General features: G+C 67.4%; 15 protein-coding genes. 10 read left to right on the plus strand and 5 right to left on the minus strand.

What is annotated here, in order from left to right:
- From IEX71_RS13890 to mshC, 4 genes are all read left to right on the plus strand, one after another.
- Entirely contained in the window at window positions 1-711 is a 711-nt protein-coding gene (locus IEX71_RS13890) for a histidine phosphatase family protein (protein WP_188837631.1), read from the plus strand.
- Window positions 712-721: 10 nt separating this feature from the next.
- On the plus strand, window positions 722-1,261 hold the full coding sequence (locus IEX71_RS13895) for a DUF3090 domain-containing protein (RefSeq protein WP_188837632.1): 540 nt from the start codon (window positions 722-724) through the stop codon (window positions 1,259-1,261).
- On the plus strand, window positions 1,239-2,048 hold the full coding sequence (locus IEX71_RS13900) for an SCO1664 family protein (RefSeq protein WP_188837633.1): 810 nt from the start codon (window positions 1,239-1,241) through the stop codon (window positions 2,046-2,048). The genes IEX71_RS13895 and IEX71_RS13900 overlap by 23 nt, the downstream gene beginning before the upstream one ends.
- A 96-nt stretch (window positions 2,049-2,144) precedes the next feature.
- Window positions 2,145-3,386 carry a cysteine--1-D-myo-inosityl 2-amino-2-deoxy-alpha-D-glucopyranoside ligase gene (gene mshC / locus IEX71_RS13905; protein WP_373284645.1) on the plus strand — a complete coding sequence of 414 codons (1,242 nt, stop codon included), beginning with the start codon at window positions 2,145-2,147 and terminating at the stop codon, window positions 3,384-3,386.
- An 86-nt stretch (window positions 3,387-3,472) separates the two neighbouring features.
- Here mshC and IEX71_RS13910 read toward each other — a convergent pair whose 3' ends face one another.
- Entirely contained in the window at window positions 3,473-4,318 is an 846-nt protein-coding gene (locus IEX71_RS13910; RefSeq protein ID WP_188837635.1) for a PAC2 family protein, read from the minus strand.
- A gap of 262 nt (window positions 4,319-4,580) precedes the next feature.
- Here IEX71_RS13910 and metH point away from each other — a divergent pair, with 262 nt between their 5' ends.
- Both metH and IEX71_RS13920 read left to right on the plus strand, forming a co-directional pair.
- The gene (gene metH / locus IEX71_RS13915) at window positions 4,581-8,411 is read left to right on the plus strand and encodes a methionine synthase (RefSeq protein WP_444542668.1); all 3,831 of its coding nucleotides are present in this window, start codon (window positions 4,581-4,583) and stop codon (window positions 8,409-8,411) included.
- 87 nt (window positions 8,412-8,498) lie between these two features.
- Entirely contained in the window at window positions 8,499-9,128 is a 630-nt protein-coding gene (locus IEX71_RS13920) for an HAD family hydrolase (protein ID WP_188837636.1), read from the plus strand.
- Between the two features lie 95 nt (window positions 9,129-9,223).
- Here IEX71_RS13920 and IEX71_RS13925 read toward each other — a convergent pair whose 3' ends face one another.
- On the minus strand, window positions 9,224-10,117 hold the full coding sequence (locus IEX71_RS13925) for a hypothetical protein (protein WP_188837637.1): 894 nt from the start codon (window positions 10,115-10,117) through the stop codon (window positions 9,224-9,226).
- A 181-nt stretch (window positions 10,118-10,298) separates the two neighbouring features.
- On the minus strand, window positions 10,299-11,165 hold the full coding sequence (locus tag IEX71_RS13930; RefSeq protein WP_188837638.1) for a helix-turn-helix transcriptional regulator: 867 nt from the start codon (window positions 11,163-11,165) through the stop codon (window positions 10,299-10,301).
- Window positions 11,166-11,279: 114 nt separating this feature from the next.
- Between IEX71_RS13930 and IEX71_RS13935 the strand changes: the two genes are divergently transcribed.
- A complete protein-coding gene (locus IEX71_RS13935; protein ID WP_188837639.1) occupies window positions 11,280-12,689 on the plus strand; it encodes an MFS transporter in 1,410 nt (469 codons plus the stop codon).
- Here the strand turns inward: IEX71_RS13935 and IEX71_RS13940 are convergent, their stop codons facing one another.
- Together IEX71_RS13940 and IEX71_RS13945 are read right to left on the minus strand one after the other, a co-directional pair.
- Window positions 12,690-13,187, minus strand: coding sequence for a hypothetical protein (locus IEX71_RS13940; protein WP_229749729.1), 498 nt, complete (start codon window positions 13,185-13,187; stop codon window positions 12,690-12,692). It lies immediately after the preceding gene.
- A gap of 57 nt (window positions 13,188-13,244) precedes the next feature.
- A complete protein-coding gene (locus IEX71_RS13945; RefSeq protein WP_268235954.1) occupies window positions 13,245-14,138 on the minus strand; it encodes a RecB family exonuclease in 894 nt (297 codons plus the stop codon).
- A 58-nt stretch (window positions 14,139-14,196) separates the two neighbouring features.
- Between IEX71_RS13945 and IEX71_RS13950 the strand changes: the two genes are divergently transcribed.
- The 3 genes from IEX71_RS13950 to arc are packed head-to-tail and all read left to right on the plus strand — an operon-like array spanning window position 14,197 to window position 18,184.
- The gene (locus tag IEX71_RS13950) at window positions 14,197-15,342 is read left to right on the plus strand and encodes a site-2 protease family protein (RefSeq protein ID WP_188837641.1); all 1,146 of its coding nucleotides are present in this window, start codon (window positions 14,197-14,199) and stop codon (window positions 15,340-15,342) included.
- Window positions 15,343-15,379: 37 nt separating this feature from the next.
- Window positions 15,380-16,402 carry a tRNA (adenine-N1)-methyltransferase gene (locus tag IEX71_RS13955; protein ID WP_229749730.1) on the plus strand — a complete coding sequence of 341 codons (1,023 nt, stop codon included), beginning with the start codon at window positions 15,380-15,382 and terminating at the stop codon, window positions 16,400-16,402.
- 48 nt (window positions 16,403-16,450) lie between these two features.
- Window positions 16,451-18,184, plus strand: coding sequence for a proteasome ATPase (gene arc / locus IEX71_RS13960; RefSeq protein WP_188837642.1), 1,734 nt, complete (start codon window positions 16,451-16,453; stop codon window positions 18,182-18,184).
- Window positions 18,185-18,245: the final 61 nt, after the last annotated feature.

Genomic DNA, 18,245 nt, shown 5'->3' on the forward strand with positions numbered 1-18,245 from the left:
ATGGCAACGGTTCTGCTGCTGCGGCACGGCCGCACGACATCCAACACCGCTGGTGTGCTTGCCGGTTGGAGTCCGGGTGTCGGTCTGGACGAGGCAGGCGAACGTCAGGTCGCTGACGTGCACGCCCGCCTGCAGAAGCTGCCGATCCTGCGCGTCGTCAGCAGCCCGCTGCAGCGCTGCCAGGAAACGGCCGCCGCCGTCATCGGGGACTCCGCGGACATCTCGGTCGAGACCGACGACCGGCTGGGGGAGTGCCGCTACGGCGCGTGGACCGGCCGGAAGATCAGTGAGCTGGTCAAGGACGACCTGTGGCGCACCGTGCAGGATCACCCGTCCGCTGCCGTGTTCCCGCCGTCGCCGGACTTCGAGCACGAGTCCCTCGCGCAGATGTCGGCGCGTGCGGTGGCTGCCGTGCGCGAGCTGGATGCCGCGGTGGAGGCCGAGCACGGCCCGAAGGCGATCTGGGTGGCGGTGTCCCACGGCGACGTCATCAAGGCGGTGCTGGCCGACGCTCTCGGCAGCCACCTCGACCAGTTCCAGCGCATCGTCGTCGGACCCGCATCGGTGAGCGCGATCCGTTACACCGCGCGTCGGCCGTTCGTGGTGCGGATCAACGATTCGACGGGCGACCTGAGCGACATACCCGACAAGTCCGAGCCGACCGGCGACGCGACACCCGGTGGCGAGACCGGCACCGATTCGTCGGATTAGGCTCTCAGGTATGCCGACCCTTGAATTCGACCACCCCGACCGGTTCGTCGCCGGCACGGTCGGTCCACCCGGCGACCGCACGTTCTTCCTGCAGGTCGTGGAAGGACGGCGCGTCGTGTCCGTGTCGCTGGAGAAGGAGCAGGTCGCGGTGCTCGCCGAGCGCGTCAACGACCTGCTCGACGAGCTGTCCGTGGACAAGGACGTGCCCGTCGCGAAGGAGGACAACGAGCCGCTCACCACGCCGATCGAGGACGAGTTCCGGGTGAGCACACTGAGCCTGGCCTGGGAGCCCGAGCGGCAGGTGCTGATCATCGAGGCGCACGACAAGCAGGTCGAGCTCGAGCCGACCGACGACGGTGAGGAACTGCGCGAGGTCACCGATCCGGACGACCAACTCGTCCGCGTGCTGCTCGGCCCGGCCGAAGCCCGCGAGTTCGCCAGGCGAGGGCTGGCCGCTGTTGAGGACGGCCGTCCGTCGTGCCCGTTCTGCGGCGGCCCACTCGATCCCACCGGCCACATCTGCCCCCGTGCCAACGGCTATCGACGCTGAGCGACTGCAGCGGCTGCTGTCCGACGGGCCGCTGGAGGTCGAAGGGCGACTGGTCCAGGCATCCAACTTCGTCCTGCGGGTGTGGGTCGAGGATGGCGGTGAGCGGATTCCCGCCGTTTACAAGCCGATTCGTGGCGAGCAACCCCTGTGGGACTTCCCCGAAGGGACGCTGGCCGGGCGCGAGTCCGCCGCCTACCTGATCGCTGCGGCGGGGCAGTGGGACTGCGTGCCGGTGACCGCGCTTCGTCCCGACGGTCCGATGGGAGCAGGCTCTGTCCAGCAGTGGGTCGGGCCGCTGGAGCCGGTCGCCGAGAACGACCTGCTGCGCATCGACCCGCTCGAAGCGGTGCCGTCGGACTACTTGCCGGTGCTCGGCGTGCACGACGAGGAGGATCGCCCGTTGGTGGTCTCCCACGCACCCCACCAGGACCTTCGCGACGTCGCGCTGCTGGACGTCGTCCTCAACAACGCCGACCGCAAGGCATCCTCGCTGATCCTCGACGACGGACACCTGTATGCCGTCGACCACGGCCTGACGTTGCACGCGGAGGAGAAGCTGCGGACCGTTCTGTGGGGTTTTGCGGGAGAACCATTGTCGGAGTGTGAGATCGGCCGACTCGAGTCAGTGCGTGTGGCGCTGGCGAATGCGCTGGGCGAGGCGCTGCGTGGCGCCATACAGGAGGACGAGTTGGAGGCGCTCCGTGACCGCGTCGAGGAGCTGCTGGAGACGCGACAGTTCCCGGAGCCGCCGGACCACCGGCATCCGCTGCCCTGGCCGCTGTGGTGACGTGTCGTGACGGCGGCTTAAGCTGGAGAGCGTGATCACCCCACGAAGTTCTCTGCTCGTACCTCGCTCCGATACTTCGCAGGGACCCCGATGACAATTGCTCCGTGGACTCCGCCGAATCTGCCCGGTTTACAAGGAAAAGGCCGAGCGCTGGCGTTGTGGCAGGCGAAAACCTCGACCGTGACCGCGCTCGAGCTCGGTGACGTCGCCCGGATGTACGTCTGCGGCATCACTCCGTATGACGCCACCCACCTCGGGCACGCCGCCACCTACGTGACCTTCGACCTGGCCGGCCGTGTGCTGCGTGACGCCGGGCACGAGGTCCGATACGTGCAGAACGTCACCGATGTGGATGACCCGCTGTTGGAGCGCGCGACGCGTGACGGTGTCGACTGGCGCGAGCTGGCGACCAGCGAGATCGAGCTCTTCCACACCGACATGACGGCGCTGCGCGTGCTGCCGCCGGACCACCACGTGAGTGTGGTGGAGACGATGGATCACCACGTCCGGACCATCCAGGGCCTGGTCGCGAAGGGCGTCACCTACACGGTGCCGACCCCGGACGCGGCCGAGGACGGTGCGCAGGACATCTACCTCGACCTGTCGACCCAGCCGACGTTCGGTGCAGCGAGTGGTTGGGGGCGAGAGCAGATGCTGGAGGTCTTCGCCGACCGTGGCGGCGATCCCGACCGCGCGGGCAAACGGGACGCGTTGGACCCGTTGCTGTGGCGCGTAGAGCGTTCCGGTGAGCCGGCATGGGACGCGGGCGAGTTGCGCCGGGGCCGGCCCGGGTGGCACGTCGAGTGCACCACGATCGCGCTGGATCACCTCGGCATGGGCTTCGACCTGCAGGGCGGCGGCACCGACCTGATCTTCCCGCACCACGAGATGTCGGCCGTGCAGGCCGTCGCGCTGACCGATGACCCGCCGTTCGCACGCACCTACGCGCACCAGGCAATGGTCGGGTATGACGGCGAGAAGATGAGCAAGTCCAAGGGCAACCTGGTGCGCGTGTCGGACCTGCGCAGGGCCGGTGTCGACCCGATGGCGATCCGACTGGTGCTGCTGGACAAGCACTACCGCACGCCGTGGGAATACACGGACGACCTCTTGGACACCGCCGTCAAGCGGTGGGACCGGTGGACGCGAGCGCTGGAGTGCCGTGGAGATGCCGGAGCCGACGAGCTGGTCGACGGCATCCGCGCCGCGCTGGCCGACGACCTGGACAGTGCCACGGCGGTCCGGCTGATCGACGACTGGGCCGCCGGTCCGGAGGTGGGGGCACCCAGCCCGCGAGTGACCGACGCGATCGACGCCCTGCTCGGCCTGCGCGCATGATTCTCTCGGCTGCGAGGAAGTGACGACGGTAGCGAGTATGTCGCCCGGGAGTGCGTATCCGGCGAGGAAGTGACGACAGTAGCGACCTATTCGTCGGTGTCGCGGCGGCGGAGGTACTTCTCGAACTCCCGCGCGATCGCGTCACCACTGGCCTCGGGGAGCTCGGTCGTGTCCTGGGTCTGCTCGAGCGAGTGGACGTAGTCGGCGACCTCGTCGTCGGACGCGGCCAACTCGTCCACACCGTGCTCCCAGGCGCGGGCCTGCTCCTGCAGGTCGGCGTGACCGATCAGCGCGTCGAACAACGCTTCCAACCGGGTCAGCAGCGCCAGCGTCGCCTTGGGCGACGGACCGGCGCCGGCGTAGTGGGGGACCGCGGCCCAACACGACAGGGTCGGCACTTCAGCCTGGTGCGCCGCGTCGGTGAGCACGCCGACGATCCCCGTGGGGCCCTCGTAACGGTTGGGTTCGACGTCATACCGCTGCCGGGTCTCCTCGTGCTCCGAGGTGACGGTGACCGGTATCGGGCGGGTGTGCGGCACGTCTGCGAGCAGGCCGCCGAGTGTGATGATCATCCCGACCTCGCAGCTGGTCGCGAAGTCCATCAACTCCTCGGTGAAGCTGCGCCACTTCATGGACGGCTCGATGCCCTGCACCAGGATGACGTCGCGGTCCAGGGGAGTTTCCTGCGCCAGGAAGATCCGGGTGGTCGGCCAGACGATCTCGCGGCGGCCCCCATCGCTGCTGATGCGTGGGCGGTTGACCTGGAAGTCGTAGTAGAGCTCGGGATCGAGCGCGGCCAGCGGTGTGGCGCTCCAGGTCTCGATCAGGTGGGTCACCGTGGCGGAGGCGGTCTCGCCGGCGTCGTTCCACCCCTCGAAGGCAGCGATCATGATCGGGTCGCGCAGCAGGGGCACGTCCTCGAATTCGATCACCGGGACCTCCTCATCGTGATGACCATTCGGAGTTCCAGCTTAAGCCGGTGAGCCGCTGCACGCCCGCAGCGACGAGCCGTGGCAAGGTGCCGAGTAAGACTGATGATCAGCAGGATCGCGCCGTCGTTAGACTCGTGCCGTTCTGCGCAAACTCCCCGAAGGGATCTCACCCGAAGTTCATCCAGCACAGGCACAGAAGGTTAATCCTCCGGTGGCGGTGCAGGGAGCTTGCGACCGCAACGCGAACGAAGGATTAACCACAGTGAGCAGCCGCTCCGACATTGCGCGCGTGACACCGTCGACGCGCGACGCCTCCCTGGTCCGTCCAGATGCCACCGACACCCTGCGCAGCGCCATGGCGCAACGCGTCCTCCTGCTGGACGGATCGATGGGCGTCTTCATCCAGCGACACAAGCTCAGCGAGGAAGAGTTCCGTGGCGAGCGGTTCGCGGACTGGGACAAGGACGTCAAGGGCAACAACGATCTGTTGTCGATCACCAATCCGTCGGTCATCAGCGCGATCCACGACGCCTACCTCGCGTCCGGTGCGGACATCATCGAGACCAACACCTTCAGCGCACAGCGCATCTCGATGGCCGACTACGGCATGGAGGAGTTGAGCTACGAGCTCAACTACGAGTCCGCGCGGCTCGCCCGTGCCGCCTGCGACGCGGTGAGCACCGAGGAGTCCCCGCGGTATGTCGCCGGCGCGCTCGGCCCGACCAACCGGACGGCGTCGATCTCACCAGACGTCAACGATCCCGGCGCCCGTAACACGTCGTTCGAGCAGCTCGTCGACGCCTACCACGAGCAGGCCGAGGGCCTTGTCGACGGCGGTAGCGACATCCTGCTGGTGGAGACCATCTTCGACACGCTCAACGCCAAGGCGGCGATCTTCGCGCTGGAGACGCTCTTCGAGGAACGTGGCCGGCGGTGGCCGATCTTCATCTCGGGCACCATCACCGACGCGTCCGGACGAACCCTGTCGGGTCAGGTCACCGAGGCGTTCTGGAACAGCGTCCGCCACGCCCAACCGCTCGCGGTCGGCTTCAACTGTGCGCTGGGGGCCGCCGATATGCGGCAGTATGCCGCCGAACTCTCCCGGGTCGCAGACTGTTTCACCTTCTGCTACCCGAACGCCGGGCTGCCGAACGCCTTCGGTGAATACGACCAGCCGGCCGAGGAGATGGCCGACATACTCGGCGAGTTCGCCACCGGCGGCCTGGTCAACGTGCTCGGAGGATGCTGCGGCACCACACCCGAGCACATCTCCGAGATCGGCAAGCGCATCGACGGTGTGGCGCCGCGCGTCCCGTCCGAGCCGGAACGTGCCATGCGGCTGTCGGGTCTCGAGCCGTTCAACATCACCCGTGACTCACTCTTCGTCAATGTCGGCGAGCGGACCAACATCACCGGCTCCGCCCGGTTCCGCAAGCTGATCAAGGCCGGCGACTACCCGACGGCGCTGAACGTCGCACGCCAGCAGGTCGAGGCCGGGGCGCAGGTCATCGACATCAACATGGACGAGGGCATGATCGACGGTGTGGAGGCGATGGATCGCTTCTGCAAGCTGATCGCGACCGAGCCGGACATCTGTCGCGTGCCGGTGATGATCGACTCCTCCAAGTGGGAGGTCATCGAAGCCGGGCTGCGCTGCATCCAGGGCAAGCCCATCGTCAACTCCATCTCGATGAAGGAGGGCACCGAGAAGTTCATCGAGCAGGCTCGACTGTGCCGGCGGTATGGCGCCGCGGTCGTGGTGATGGCGTTCGACGAGGAGGGCCAGGCCGACACCCTCGAGCGTCGCAAGGAGGTCTGTCAGAAGGCCTACGACATCCTGACCAAGGAAGTCGGTTTTCCCGCCGAGGACATCATCTTCGACGCCAACATGTTCGCGTTGGCGACCGGCATCGAGGAGCACCACGCCTACGGCACCGACTTCATCGAGGCGACCCGCTGGATCACCGAGAACCTCCCCGGTGTCCAGACGTCCGGCGGTGTCTCCAACGTCTCGTTCTCGTTCCGTGGCAACAATCCGGTGCGTGAGGCGATCCACGCGGTGTTCCTCTACCACGCGATCAGGGCCGGTCTGTCCATGGGCATCGTCAACGCCGGACAGCTCGGCGTCTACGACGAGATCGACGCGAAGCTGCGCGAACGCATCGAGGACGTCGTGCTCGACCGCCGCGAGGACGCCACCGAGCGTCTGCTGGAGGTGGCCGAGGAATACAACAAGGACGCCGAGGAGCAGGGTCCGGACGACAAGCTCAAGTGGCGGGCCGACCCGGTTCGTGAGCGCATCACCCACGCGTTGGTGAAGGGTATCGACGAGTTCATCGTCGAGGACACCGAGGAGATGCGAGCCGAGCTCGCGTCGCGCGGTGAGCGTCCGCTCAACGTCATCGAGGGACCGTTGATGGACGGTATGGGCGTCGTCGGCGACCTCTTCGGCGCCGGCAAGATGTTCCTTCCCCAAGTCGTGAAGTCCGCCCGGGTGATGAAGAAGGCCGTGGCGCACCTGATCCCCTACATCGAGGCGGAGAAGAAGCCCGGTGACGCCGAGCGCGCGAAGGGCAAGATCGTCATGGCGACGGTCAAGGGCGACGTGCACGACATCGGCAAGAACATCGTCGGCGTCGTCCTGCAGTGCAACAACTACGACGTCGTCGACCTGGGCGTGATGGTGCCCGCGCAGAAGATCCTGGACACCGCCAAGGCCGAGAAGGCCGACATGATCGGCCTGTCCGGCCTGATCACCCCGTCGCTGGACGAGATGGTCAACGTGGCGGAGGAGATGGAGCGACAGGGCTGGGAGGTCCCGCTGCTGATCGGTGGCGCCACCACGTCCCGCGCGCACACAGCGGTCAAGGTGACACCGAAATACCACGGTCACGTCGTCTGGGTGAAGGACGCGTCGCGGTCGGTGCCGACCGCCGCTGCACTCCTGTCCGACGAGCGACGCGACGCGTTCATGGCCGACATCAACGCCGATTACGACTCGATCCGCAAGCGCCACGCGGCGAAGAAGAACGACCGGCCGCTGCTGTCGTATGCCGACGCCCTCGCCGAGCGCACACCGATCGACTGGAGCGACTACAAGCCGCCGCGCCCGCGGTTCCTGTTGCAGCAGGCCAAGGACGTCGCCGACGACGGTGAGCCGGACTCCCACTCCGGGAAGATCTCGTCATACACCCGCACGTTCAAGGACTACCCGCTGGAGACGCTGCGGGACTACGTCGACTGGCAGCCGTTCTTCAACGCGTGGGAGATGAAGGGGAAGTTCCCGGACATCCTGAACAACCCGGCTACCGGCGAGGCCGCCCGTCGCCTGTGGGACGACGCGCAGCAGATGCTGGACAAGGTCATCGCCGAGGGCTGGCTGCACGCCAACGGCGTCGTGGGCTTCTTCCCGGCCAACGCCATCGGGGACGACCTCGAGCTGTATGCCGACGAGACGCGCAGCGAGATCCGTACGACGCTGCACCACCTGCGGCAGCAGGGTCATCACCGCGAGGGTGTCCCCAACCGGTCGCTGGCCGACTACATCGCGCCCAAGGAGACGGGACTGCCGGACTACATCGGCGGATTCGCCGTGACGGCCGGTCTCGGCTCGCAGGAGAAGATCAAGGAGTTCAAGGACGACCTCGACGACTACAGCGCGATCCTGCTGGAATCGCTCGCTGATCGGCTTGCCGAGGCGTTCGCCGAGCGCATGCACGACGTCGTGCGACACGACCTGTGGGGCTATGCGCCGGACGAGAAGCTCAGTAATGAGGACCTGATCGCGGAGAAGTATCGCGGTATTCGTCCTGCGCCCGGCTACCCGGCGTGTCCCGAACACACCGAGAAGGCAACGCTTTTCGAGCTGTTGGACGCGACGAACCAGACTGGGATCGAGCTGACCGACTCGATGGCCATGTGGCCCGGTGCCGCGGTCAGCGGCTGGTACTTCTCGCACCCCGACTCGCAGTACTTCGTCGTCGGACGGCTCGGCCGGGACCAGGTCGAGTCGTATGCCGAGCGCAAGGGCTGGACGTTGAAGCAGGCAGAGCGTTGGCTGTCGTCCAACCTCGGCTACGAACCGGAGGACTGACTCATCGATACCAACGCTGCTCGAACAGCGGAGGACCGCAGCGACCCACTGGCGGGTCGAGACCTTCCAGCTGCGGTCCTGTGGGACATGGACGGCACCATCGTCGACACCGAGCCCCTGTGGATCGCCGCCGAGAAGGAACTCGTCGCGTCATACGGCGGGGAGTGGACCGACGAGATGGCCTACCAGCTGGTCGGCAACCCGCTGCCCGTGTCAGGTCAGCTGATCCGCGACAACAGCCCGGTGACGTTGTCCTCCGCCGAGATCGTCGACTTCCTGCTCGAGCGGGTCATTGCCGGCATGCGCGCGCACGTACCGTGGCGTCCGGGCGCTGAGGAGCTGCTCAAGAGCCTGGTGGCAGAAGGCGTTCCGAACGCCCTGGTGACGATGTCCTACGAGTCGTTCGCCGGTGTGCTGATCGACGCGGTTGCTCATGGCACCTTCACCGTCGTGGTCACCGGTGACCGGGTCAGCAAGGGGAAGCCGGATCCTGAGTCTTACCTCACCGCGGCGCGTGAGCTCGGTGCCCGCCCTGACGAGTGCGTCGCGATCGAGGACTCGATCCCGGGCGTTCGCGCGGCCGTCGCTGCCGGGGTGCCGACGATCGCCATCCCGCACGTCACCGAGGTGCCGGACATCGCCGGTGCCACCCGTGTCGACACCCTGGTCGGCATCGAGCCGTACGCGCTGCTTTCACTGGTGCGGACGCGGTCCTGATCGACCGGGCCCTGGCCCGAAGGTCATGATCGAGTCGGCACAACGGAGCGGCCCCGGCGTTCGCACGCCGGGGCCGCTCCGTTGCTGACCCGCTGTTACTCGCTCATCCGGCGGCGCAGGAGTCCTGCACCGGCGAGAGCGACGCCGACAGCGGCCAAGCCGCCGCCCAGCAGGGCGTTGTTGCCACCGCTACCACCGCTGGGGCCGTCCGTCACGACCACCGGGCCGGAGGCCGGCGGCGTGGTCGTTGCGGCCGGCGGCGGCGTGGAACTGGTGCTCGTTGCAGGCGGAGGAGTGGTGGAGCTCGTTGCCGGCGGCGTCGAGGTGGAGGTCGTGGGCGGCGGAGTGCTGCTCGACGTCGTCGGAGGTGGCGTCGAAGAGCTCGGCGGCGGCGTCGAGGAACTGGGGGGCGGCGTCGAGGAACTCGGCGGCGGCGTCGAGGAGCTCGGCGGCGGAGTGCTGCTGGAGGACGGCGGCGTGGTGTCGCACTTGACCCAGAAGACCTTGGACTTGGCCTTCTCGTCCTTGCTCACGCCGTTCTTGCCCATGACAGTGGCCTTGTAGTGACCGGGCGCCAAGGTGTATCCGTCGGTTTCACCGTTGGGGTCGATGTTGATGTACATGGAGTAGGAATAGCCGTCCGCACCGGCAGCGGGCATGGACAGGGTCAGTGAGTCCGGGCCGCCGTTACCGCCCTGGGGCACGATGGTGACGTCATAACCGGGCTGCTCGGAGTCCTGGAAATAGTACTCGAAGTTGAACTTGCACACCTTCGGGTCGTTGTTCACGAAGGCGTCGGGTGTGCCGTATTCGTGCAGTTTGAACGTCCCGTTGTTGCCCGGCACCGACTTGGCCACGGTGGCGGTCGCGGCCCCCGTTGTCGCACCGTTCGTATTCGGTGCTGCCTGCGCACCGCCCGCAATGGCAACCGTCAGACCCGCCGCGCAGAAAAGGCCACCCGCCCCGACAGCAGCATTTCGGAAATTCATCTGAAGCTTCACCCACCCCAATGTCTCTCGCGTACCCCTGGCTGGAACACGCATCGTGCTCAAGCCTGACAGGTGTCTGGGAGAGGTCTTGCATTTTTGCGAGAAATCGATATTCGGGGTGAACCCGACACCGATTGGACGCGTGGATAGGAGGTTCTATATCGCGGTGCTGGACGCTCGGTCAGTCGAAGCTGGCCCCGCCGAGATCCCGTAACTGCTGCATCCGACCGGCATCGGCAGACGTCTCCGGCACGTGCACGATCATGCGCAGGTCTGCGGTGCCGTCGATCGAGTAGCTGAGTGTGTTGAGCCGGATGAGGCCGACCGGTGGGCAGCGGAACTGCTTGAACTGCGGACCGGGTCGGCTGACCTCCTGCCGGGCCCAGGCGTCCCGGAAGAGCGCACTCGTGCGGGACAACTCCTCGATGAACGACTCCCACCCGGGTTCGCCGATGTGCTCGGCATAGCGCAGCCGCAGGTTCGCCACGAGGCGACCGAAGAGTTCGGGATTGATCGGCCGGACGTCCTCACCGGCGACCGCCACCCGCCACAGCACGTTCCGTTCGATCCCGTCCGCGGAGACGATCCACGGGAACATGCAGGCGTAGGTCTCGTTGTTGGCGATCAGGTCGTACCTGGCGTTGTAGACACAGGCGGGGTTCGGGTCGAGTTGGTCGAGCACCTGAATCGCGTCGGTGGGTATTTCCTCCGGCATCTGCGGGGGCATCGGCACACCGGGCACCTGCGCCAATCGATAGAGGTGCCAACGTTCCGCCGCTCCGAGACCCAGCACTCTCGCCACGGCGTCGAGCACCTGAGTGCTCACATTGATCTGTCGGCCCTGCTCGAGCCAGGTGTACCAGGTCAGCCCTACACCGGCGAGCTGCGCGACCTCCTCCCGCCGCAGGCCGGGAGTGCGGCGGCGCGGGCCGACGGGCACTCCGACGACGTGCGGACTCACCTGCTCGCGGTGGGCGCGCAGGAAGCGGGCCAACTCACGACGATGTGCGGGCTTGGTCCGCGTGGTCTCGTGCTCGGTCATCGTCATGTCCTCGATTCTGCAACGACGCCCCCGGTCCGAACGGATCGGATGCTGGTGCCGTTGGTACCAGGATGAGTGCGCTCCTGTTGCGTTCGCGCCACGAACCGCACGATCGGTGCCATGACAACGACGCAGGTGCGACCGGCATCTTCCGCCCGACCGACACAGCCCGCCTCCGGACTCCTGCTCACCGTGCTGCTCGGCGGGCTCTTCATGAGCCTGCTGGACATCTCGATCGTCAACATCGCCATCGGACCGCTGCGTGACGGACTGCACGCGTCCGGAGCACAGCTGCAACTCATCGTGTCCGGTTACGTGATGACGTATGCCGTGCTGCTCGTCACCGGCGCCCGACTCGGCGGTCGGCTCGGGCATCGGACGGTGTTCCGCTGCGGGCTCGCGGGTTTCGTCCTGACGTCCGCCGCCTGTGGTCTGGCACCGACCGCGCCCGCCCTGATCGGCTGTCGCTTGGCGCAGGGTGCTGCCGCGGCCTTCATGCTGCCGCAGGTGATGAGCCTGATCCAGGTCTGCTTCCCAGCTGGACCAAGCCGGTCACGTGCGTTGGGGTGGTACGGACTGGTTCTCGCCTCGGGAACCGTGAGCGGCCAGCTGCTCGGTGGTGTGCTGCTCCAACTGGACGTCGCTGGGCTGGGGTGGCGAAGCATCTTCCTGGTCAACGTCCCGATCGGTCTCGTGCTGTTGTGGTTGTCCGCTCGTGCGCTGCCGCGCCATACCCGAACGCCCGGCACGAATCTGGACGTCGCCGGCACCGGACTGCTCGGAGCGATCATCGGTCTGCTCGTCGTCCCACTGGTCCTGGGTCACGAAAATGGCTGGCCAGTATGGGGATTCGTGGCATGGGGTATCGCCGCCCTGTTGGTCCCCGTCTTCGTCGTCGTCGAGCGGGCGGCGAGCGCTCCGGTCGTTCCGGGGGATCTGCTGCGCACGCCGGGGCTCCTGACCGGCCTGACCGTGGTGCTCGTCGTGATCACCGGGTATGCCGCGTATCTCTTCGTCTTCTCGGTCCACCTGCAGACGACGCTGGGCATGAGCCCGCTGGGGACCGGACTGACGTTCCTGCCGCTCGCGATCGGATTCGCGGCATCGTCGCTGTTGAGCCCGCACCTGCCGGCACACGCCACGCGGTGGCTGATCCTGGCCGGGCTGCTGCTGTGCGCGGTGGTGTTCGTCGCACTCGGACAGGTCGTCGGCGACGGAAACCGTCCCGGCGCGGTGTTGTTGGTGTTCTTCGGGCTCGTCGGTGTGGGCCAAGGATTCGCGATCACGCCGGTCATGGGCATCGCGCTCAGCCGAGTACCGGTCCGGCGGGCCGGCGAGGCGAGTGGTGTCCTCTCCTGCGCCTTCCAGCTGGCGCAGGTGCTCGGTGTCGCGGCGGTCGGCTCGCTCTTCCTCAGCGTCGCAGATCGTTCGGGTACGGCCTCTGCCGCACACCTGATCTGTGTCCTGATCGCACTCGGCCTGGGCCTCGGGGTCGTCGCCGCCCGGCGATTGCTGATCGTGACACGGTGATCACGCGGCGGGCGGTGGGGACGAGAGATCGCCCAGTTGTTCGGCATACCAGCTGCTCCCCACGTGCTCGGCGATCTCCCGCAGCGTCCACGATCCGTCGCGCGGGCGGTCCCACTCGGATGGCCCGGCGACCAGCAACCGCAGCCGGATCGTTCGTGACAAGCGGGTGAGGCGCTCGACGGCTTCGTTCAGGTCGCCCTCGGTGAATCGTGCGAAGTCGGCGACGGTCGTCATCCGGCTCTCGCGCCAGCCGTTCGGCCGGGTCGGCACACCGGCCAGCAACGCCTCGATCTGGGCGAGATGGTCGACGAGGTGGTCGGCATACCGACGAATCACCTTGTGCGGTGTGTAGATCCGCTCGCCGTCCTCGCTCAGCCTGGGCTTGCCGTCCCACGCGAGCCAGGTCCGGGCGAGCGTGAGAACGCGGGTCGTCGCGGTCTCTATGACCAGCCCGGGGTCGTCCGTGCGGTCTTCGATGTTGGTCATGGTCGTCGTCATGGACCAGACCGTATGACGCCATCGGTTCGGCGCCCGCCGAAGCGTGACCGACCGCTGTCAGTCGACCGCCGGGACTGCCTCGCCGGACCGGACCGGGTCGAGCGCCAGCCCGATGGCGTGGGCCGGAAGAGGCGGGGGAGTGCCGCCGTACTCAGGGCAGAGCGCCTGATGACTGCACCAGTCGCACAGCCTCGTGCGGTGCGGGCGCCAGTCACCTGTGGTGGCCGCCCGCTCGATGGCTTCCCAGAGCGCCTTGATCTTGCGCTCGGTCGCCAGCAGGTCGCCTTCGGTGGGCTCGTAGCGCACGATCTCGCTGTTGCCGAGGTAGACCAGCTGCAACATCCGCGGCACGACACCACGCGTGCGCCACAGCACCAGGGCGTAGAACTTCATCTGGAACAGTGCCTTGGCCTCGAAGAACTCCGACGGGGAGCGCCCGGTCTTGTAGTCCACGACGCGCAGCAGGTCGCCAGGAGCCTCGTCGAGCCGGTCGATGTAGCCACGCAGGGTGAGCCCGTCGACATCCGCCTCGACATAGAGCTCGCGTTCGGCGGGCTCCAGCCGGGTCGGATCCTCCAACGCGAACCAGCGACGCACCAGCTCGGCGGCGTCGGCCATCCAGGTCTGCTCGTCCGTGCCGCCCTCGCCGACCAGGGCGGCCAGCTCCGGCTCCTGCTCCATCAGTGCGGCCCACTGCGGCTCCAGGAGATCGACCGCCGCCTCGATGGTGCGGTCGGCCGCCGGGGCGTCGAAGAGCCGCTCCAGCACGGCGTGCACCAGGGTTCCGCGTGCTGCGGCGGCCGACGGCTCCTCGGGCAGTCGATCGACCACTCGGAAGCGGTAGAGCAGCGGGCACTGCATGAAGTCACCGGCCCGACTCGGCGAGAGCGCCCGCCGCGCCGGCGTCGGGCCCCCGGCCTCGGGCGTCGCGGCTTCCGGTGTCTGTTCCACGGCGGCCACGTTAACCGGGCGCTACGACACCGACAGTGCCGCCACGTACGCTGGCGCAATGGCGAACGCGGACCGGCCCGGCTGGCAGTTGGGCACGCTGCGCGGCGTGCCGGTCTACATCGGGCGCACCTGGCCGATCATCGCGGTTGTGATCATCGCGACGTTCGGGCCGCAGATCGCCGACGCCTACCCCGAGCTGGGTGGCACCGCCTACTTCGTCGCGTTCCTCTACACGCTGCTCCTGCTGCTGTCGGTCGTGGCGCACGAGGCGGCGCACGCCCTCGTCGGGCAGTGGCGCGGCTATCACGTGCGTCGGATCGTCGCAGACCTGTGGGGTGGGCACACGGCATACGACACCGACGACTCTTCGCCGATGTCGAGCGCGCTGGTCGCGGTGGTGGGCCCACTCGCCAATGCCGTTCTCGCTGCTGCCGGTTGGCTCGCGCTGCAGGTCGTCGCAGACGACCGTGACGTCGCACGACTGCTGATCGGCGCGTTCATCTACACCAATGCGTTCGTGGCCGTCTTCAACCTGCTGCCCGGTATGCCGCTGGACGGCGGCTTCATCCTGGACGCGGTCGTATGGCGCATCACCGGCTCCCGGTCCGCGGGACTGCTCGTCGCGGGTTGGTGCGGGCGGGTCCTGGCCGTGCTGCTGATCGCATGGGCGGTGGTGCTGCCGCTGGTCCGGGGCGAGACGCCCGACACGTTCTACGTGCTGTGGTCGGTGCTGATCGCGGGTTTCCTGTGGTTCGGCGCGAGCGGCGCCATCGCGCGCGCCCGGTCGGGGCGGCTCTTCGCGCGCGTCCGGGTGCGTGACGTGCTGCGCCCGATGGTGCTCGCTCCGGACGCGGCTCCGGTGGCTCAGCTGCCGCAGGACGCGGATGTCGTCGTGATCGACCGACAGGGTGTGCCCTGGGGTGTCATCACCGTGACCGAGCTGGGGCAGTCTGCGCGTCCGGAGCTGCAGGACGTCCGGGCGGCGGCGCTCGCGCGGGTGCAACCAGCGGGGTGGGTCGCCGAAGTGTCATCGGTCGATGCAGACGTCACAGCCCTCGTCCGGGTGGCCCAGGACGTCGGTGGCGCCATACAGGAGCTGCTGGTCGTGACCGGCGGACAGCCGGTCGGTCTGGTCTCGATACAGCTGCTGGGTGAAGCACTGGCGGCCGCTGAGCGCCGGCCCGCGGCCTCCGCGACGGTGTGACCGGTGACGCGCCGGCAGTGACCTAGACTTGCGCGTCGTGACCTCGCCTGAAACCACCGGATCCGCCGCTCGCCGCGGCCCACTCACAGCAGGCGAACGCGTGCAGCTGACCGACCCGAAGGGTCGCATGCACACCTTGCTGCTCACCCCGGGCAAGGAGTTCCACACCCACCGCGGCCACCTCGAGCACGACGATCTGATCGGCCTGCCGGACGGCAGCACGATCACCAACACCGCAGGCACCGAATACCTCGTGTTGCGCCCGTTGCTGTCGGACTACGTCATGTCGATGCCCCGTGGGGCAGCGGTGGTCTATCCGAAGGACTCCGGACAGATCGTCGCCATGGCCGACATCTTCCCGGGCGCGCGGGTCGTGGAGGCGGGCGTCGGCTCGGGCGCGCTGTCGATGTCGTTGCTGCGCGCTGTGGGCGACAGCGGCGAGCTGCACTCGATCGAGCGTCGGGCGGAGTTCGCCGACATCGCCAGGGGCAACGTCCGTGCGTTCTTCGGCGGGGAGCACCCGGCGTGGACCGTCTCGGTCGGTGACTTCGTCGACGTGCTGCCGACCATCGCCGAGCCGGGCAGCGTCGACCGGGTCGTGCTCGACATGCTCGCGCCGTGGGAGTGCCTGGACGCGGCGGGTGAGGCGCTGGCGCCCGGCGGCGTCTTCATCGCGTATGTCGCAACGGTCACCCAGCTGTCCCGTGTCGCCGAGGCGGCCCGGGCGCACGGTGGCTACACCGAGCCGGAGGCGTGGGAATCCATGGTCCGCGGGTGGCACCTGGAGGGTCTCGCGGTCCGGCCGCAGCACCGCATGCACGGGCACACCGGGTTCCTGATCTCGACGCGTCGGCTGGCCCCTGGCGTGACGCCGCCGTTCCGGAAGCGACGCCCGGCGAAGGCCGCTCAGGAGGCCGACGCTCCAAATATTGAGACGAGCACCTTCGACGTCGCGCGTGCCGCGGACGACTGGACGTCCGAGAATCTGGGGGAGCGGCCGGTCTCGGAGAAGAAGCTGCGCAAATTGCAACGTTCAGCAGGCGAGCCGCCGCTGGAATGAACAAGTTTGAGAGTTAGGGTCGGGTGGTCGCTGCGAAGGAGGCCGACCGTGAACGATCACCCCCCTGAGTCAGATGCGCCGCAGAACTCCATCGAGGGTCTGCAACGCGAGATCCGAACGTTGCGTGAGCGACTCGCCCTGTCGTCGCGCTCGGGCGCGGGCGACCTGCAACAGCAGGTCCGACAGCTGCAGGCGTCGGTCGGCACACTGTCCGCCCAGAACGAACGCTTGGTGCGCACGCTCAAGGAAGCCCGTGAGCAGATAGTCAGTCTCAAGGGTGAGGTCGACCGGCTCGCGCAGCCGCCCGCGTCATACGGCGTGGTGATCGAGACCCATGACGACGCCACCGCGGACATCCTGTCCTCCGGACGCAAGCTGCGGGTGGCGGTGAGCCCGTCCATCGAGCCGGGCGAGTTGACGCTGGGTCGCGAGGTGATGCTCAACGAGGCGCTCAACGTCGTCGCCGCCGTGGGCTTCGAGCGGGTCGGTGAGCTCGTGCAGGCCAAGGAGATGCTCGGCGAGGACCGTGTGCTCGTGGTCGCACATGCCGACGAGGAGCGCGTCTGCCGCATCGCAGCCAACCTCGCCGGCCAGGTAATCCGCGCCGGGGACTCGCTGCTGTGCGACAGCCGCAGCGGTTTCGTCTTCGAGCGCATCCCCAAGGCCGAGGTCGCCGACCTGGTGCTCGAAGAGGTGCCGAACATCCACTACGAGGACATCGGTGGCCTGTCCGGTCAGATCGAGCAGATCCGGGACGCGGTGGAGCTGCCCTACCTGCACGCCGACCTCTTCCGCGAGCACGCGCTGCGTCCGCCCAAGGGTGTGCTGCTCTACGGCCCGCCCGGATGCGGAAAGACACTGATCGCCAAAGCGGTCGCCGCCAATCTGGCACGCAAGGTCGCCGAGAAGACCGGGCGGGACGAGGCGGCATACTTCCTGAACATCAAGGGCCCCGAGCTGCTCAACAAGTATGTCGGCGAGACCGAGCGACACATTCGGCTGATCTTCCAGCGGGCGCGGGAGAAGTCCTCCGACGGCACGCCCGTGGTGGTCTTCTTCGACGAGATGGAGTCGCTTTTCCGGACCCGTGGTTCGGGTGTGTCCTCCGATGTCGAGACCACGATCGTGCCGCAGCTGCTCGCCGAGATCGACGGTGTGGAGCAACTCGAGAACGTCATCGTCATCGGCGCTTCCAACCGCGAGGACATGATCGACCCGGCGATCCTGCGGCCCGGCCGGCTGGACGTCAAGATCAAGATCGAGCGTCCGGACGCCGAGAGCGCCAGGGACATCTTCGGTAAATACCTGGTGCCGGGGTTGCCCCTGCACTCCGACGACCTGGCCGAGCACAACAACTCGGCGCAGGAGACGGTCGAAGCGATGATCCAGGCGTCGGTCGAGCGGATGTACACCGAGATCGACGAGAACAAGTTCCTGGAGGTCACCTACGCCAGTGGTGACAAGGAGGTCCTCTACTTCAAGGACTTCAACTCCGGCGCGATGATCCAGAACATCGTCGACCGCGCGAAGAAGATGGCGATCAAGGACCAGCTGACCACCGGTCAGAAGGGCATCCGGGTCGAGCACCTGCTGCGGTCGTGTGTCGACGAGTTCAAGGAGAACGAAGACCTGCCCAACACCACGAACCCGGACGACTGGGCGCGCATCTCCGGCAAGAAGGGCGAGCGGATCGTCTACATCCGCACGCTCATCGACGGCAAGGACGGCGCCGAGCCCGGTCGGGCGATCGACTCGATCAAGGGCACCGGCCAGTACCTCTGACCTGCCCTGGAGGCACATCGAAACCCGCGTCATACACATCGCGCGCCATAACGCTCGATGT

This window comes from Flexivirga endophytica (assembly GCF_014640635.1).
Lineage (GTDB): Bacteria > Actinomycetota > Actinomycetes > Actinomycetales > Dermatophilaceae > Flexivirga > Flexivirga endophytica.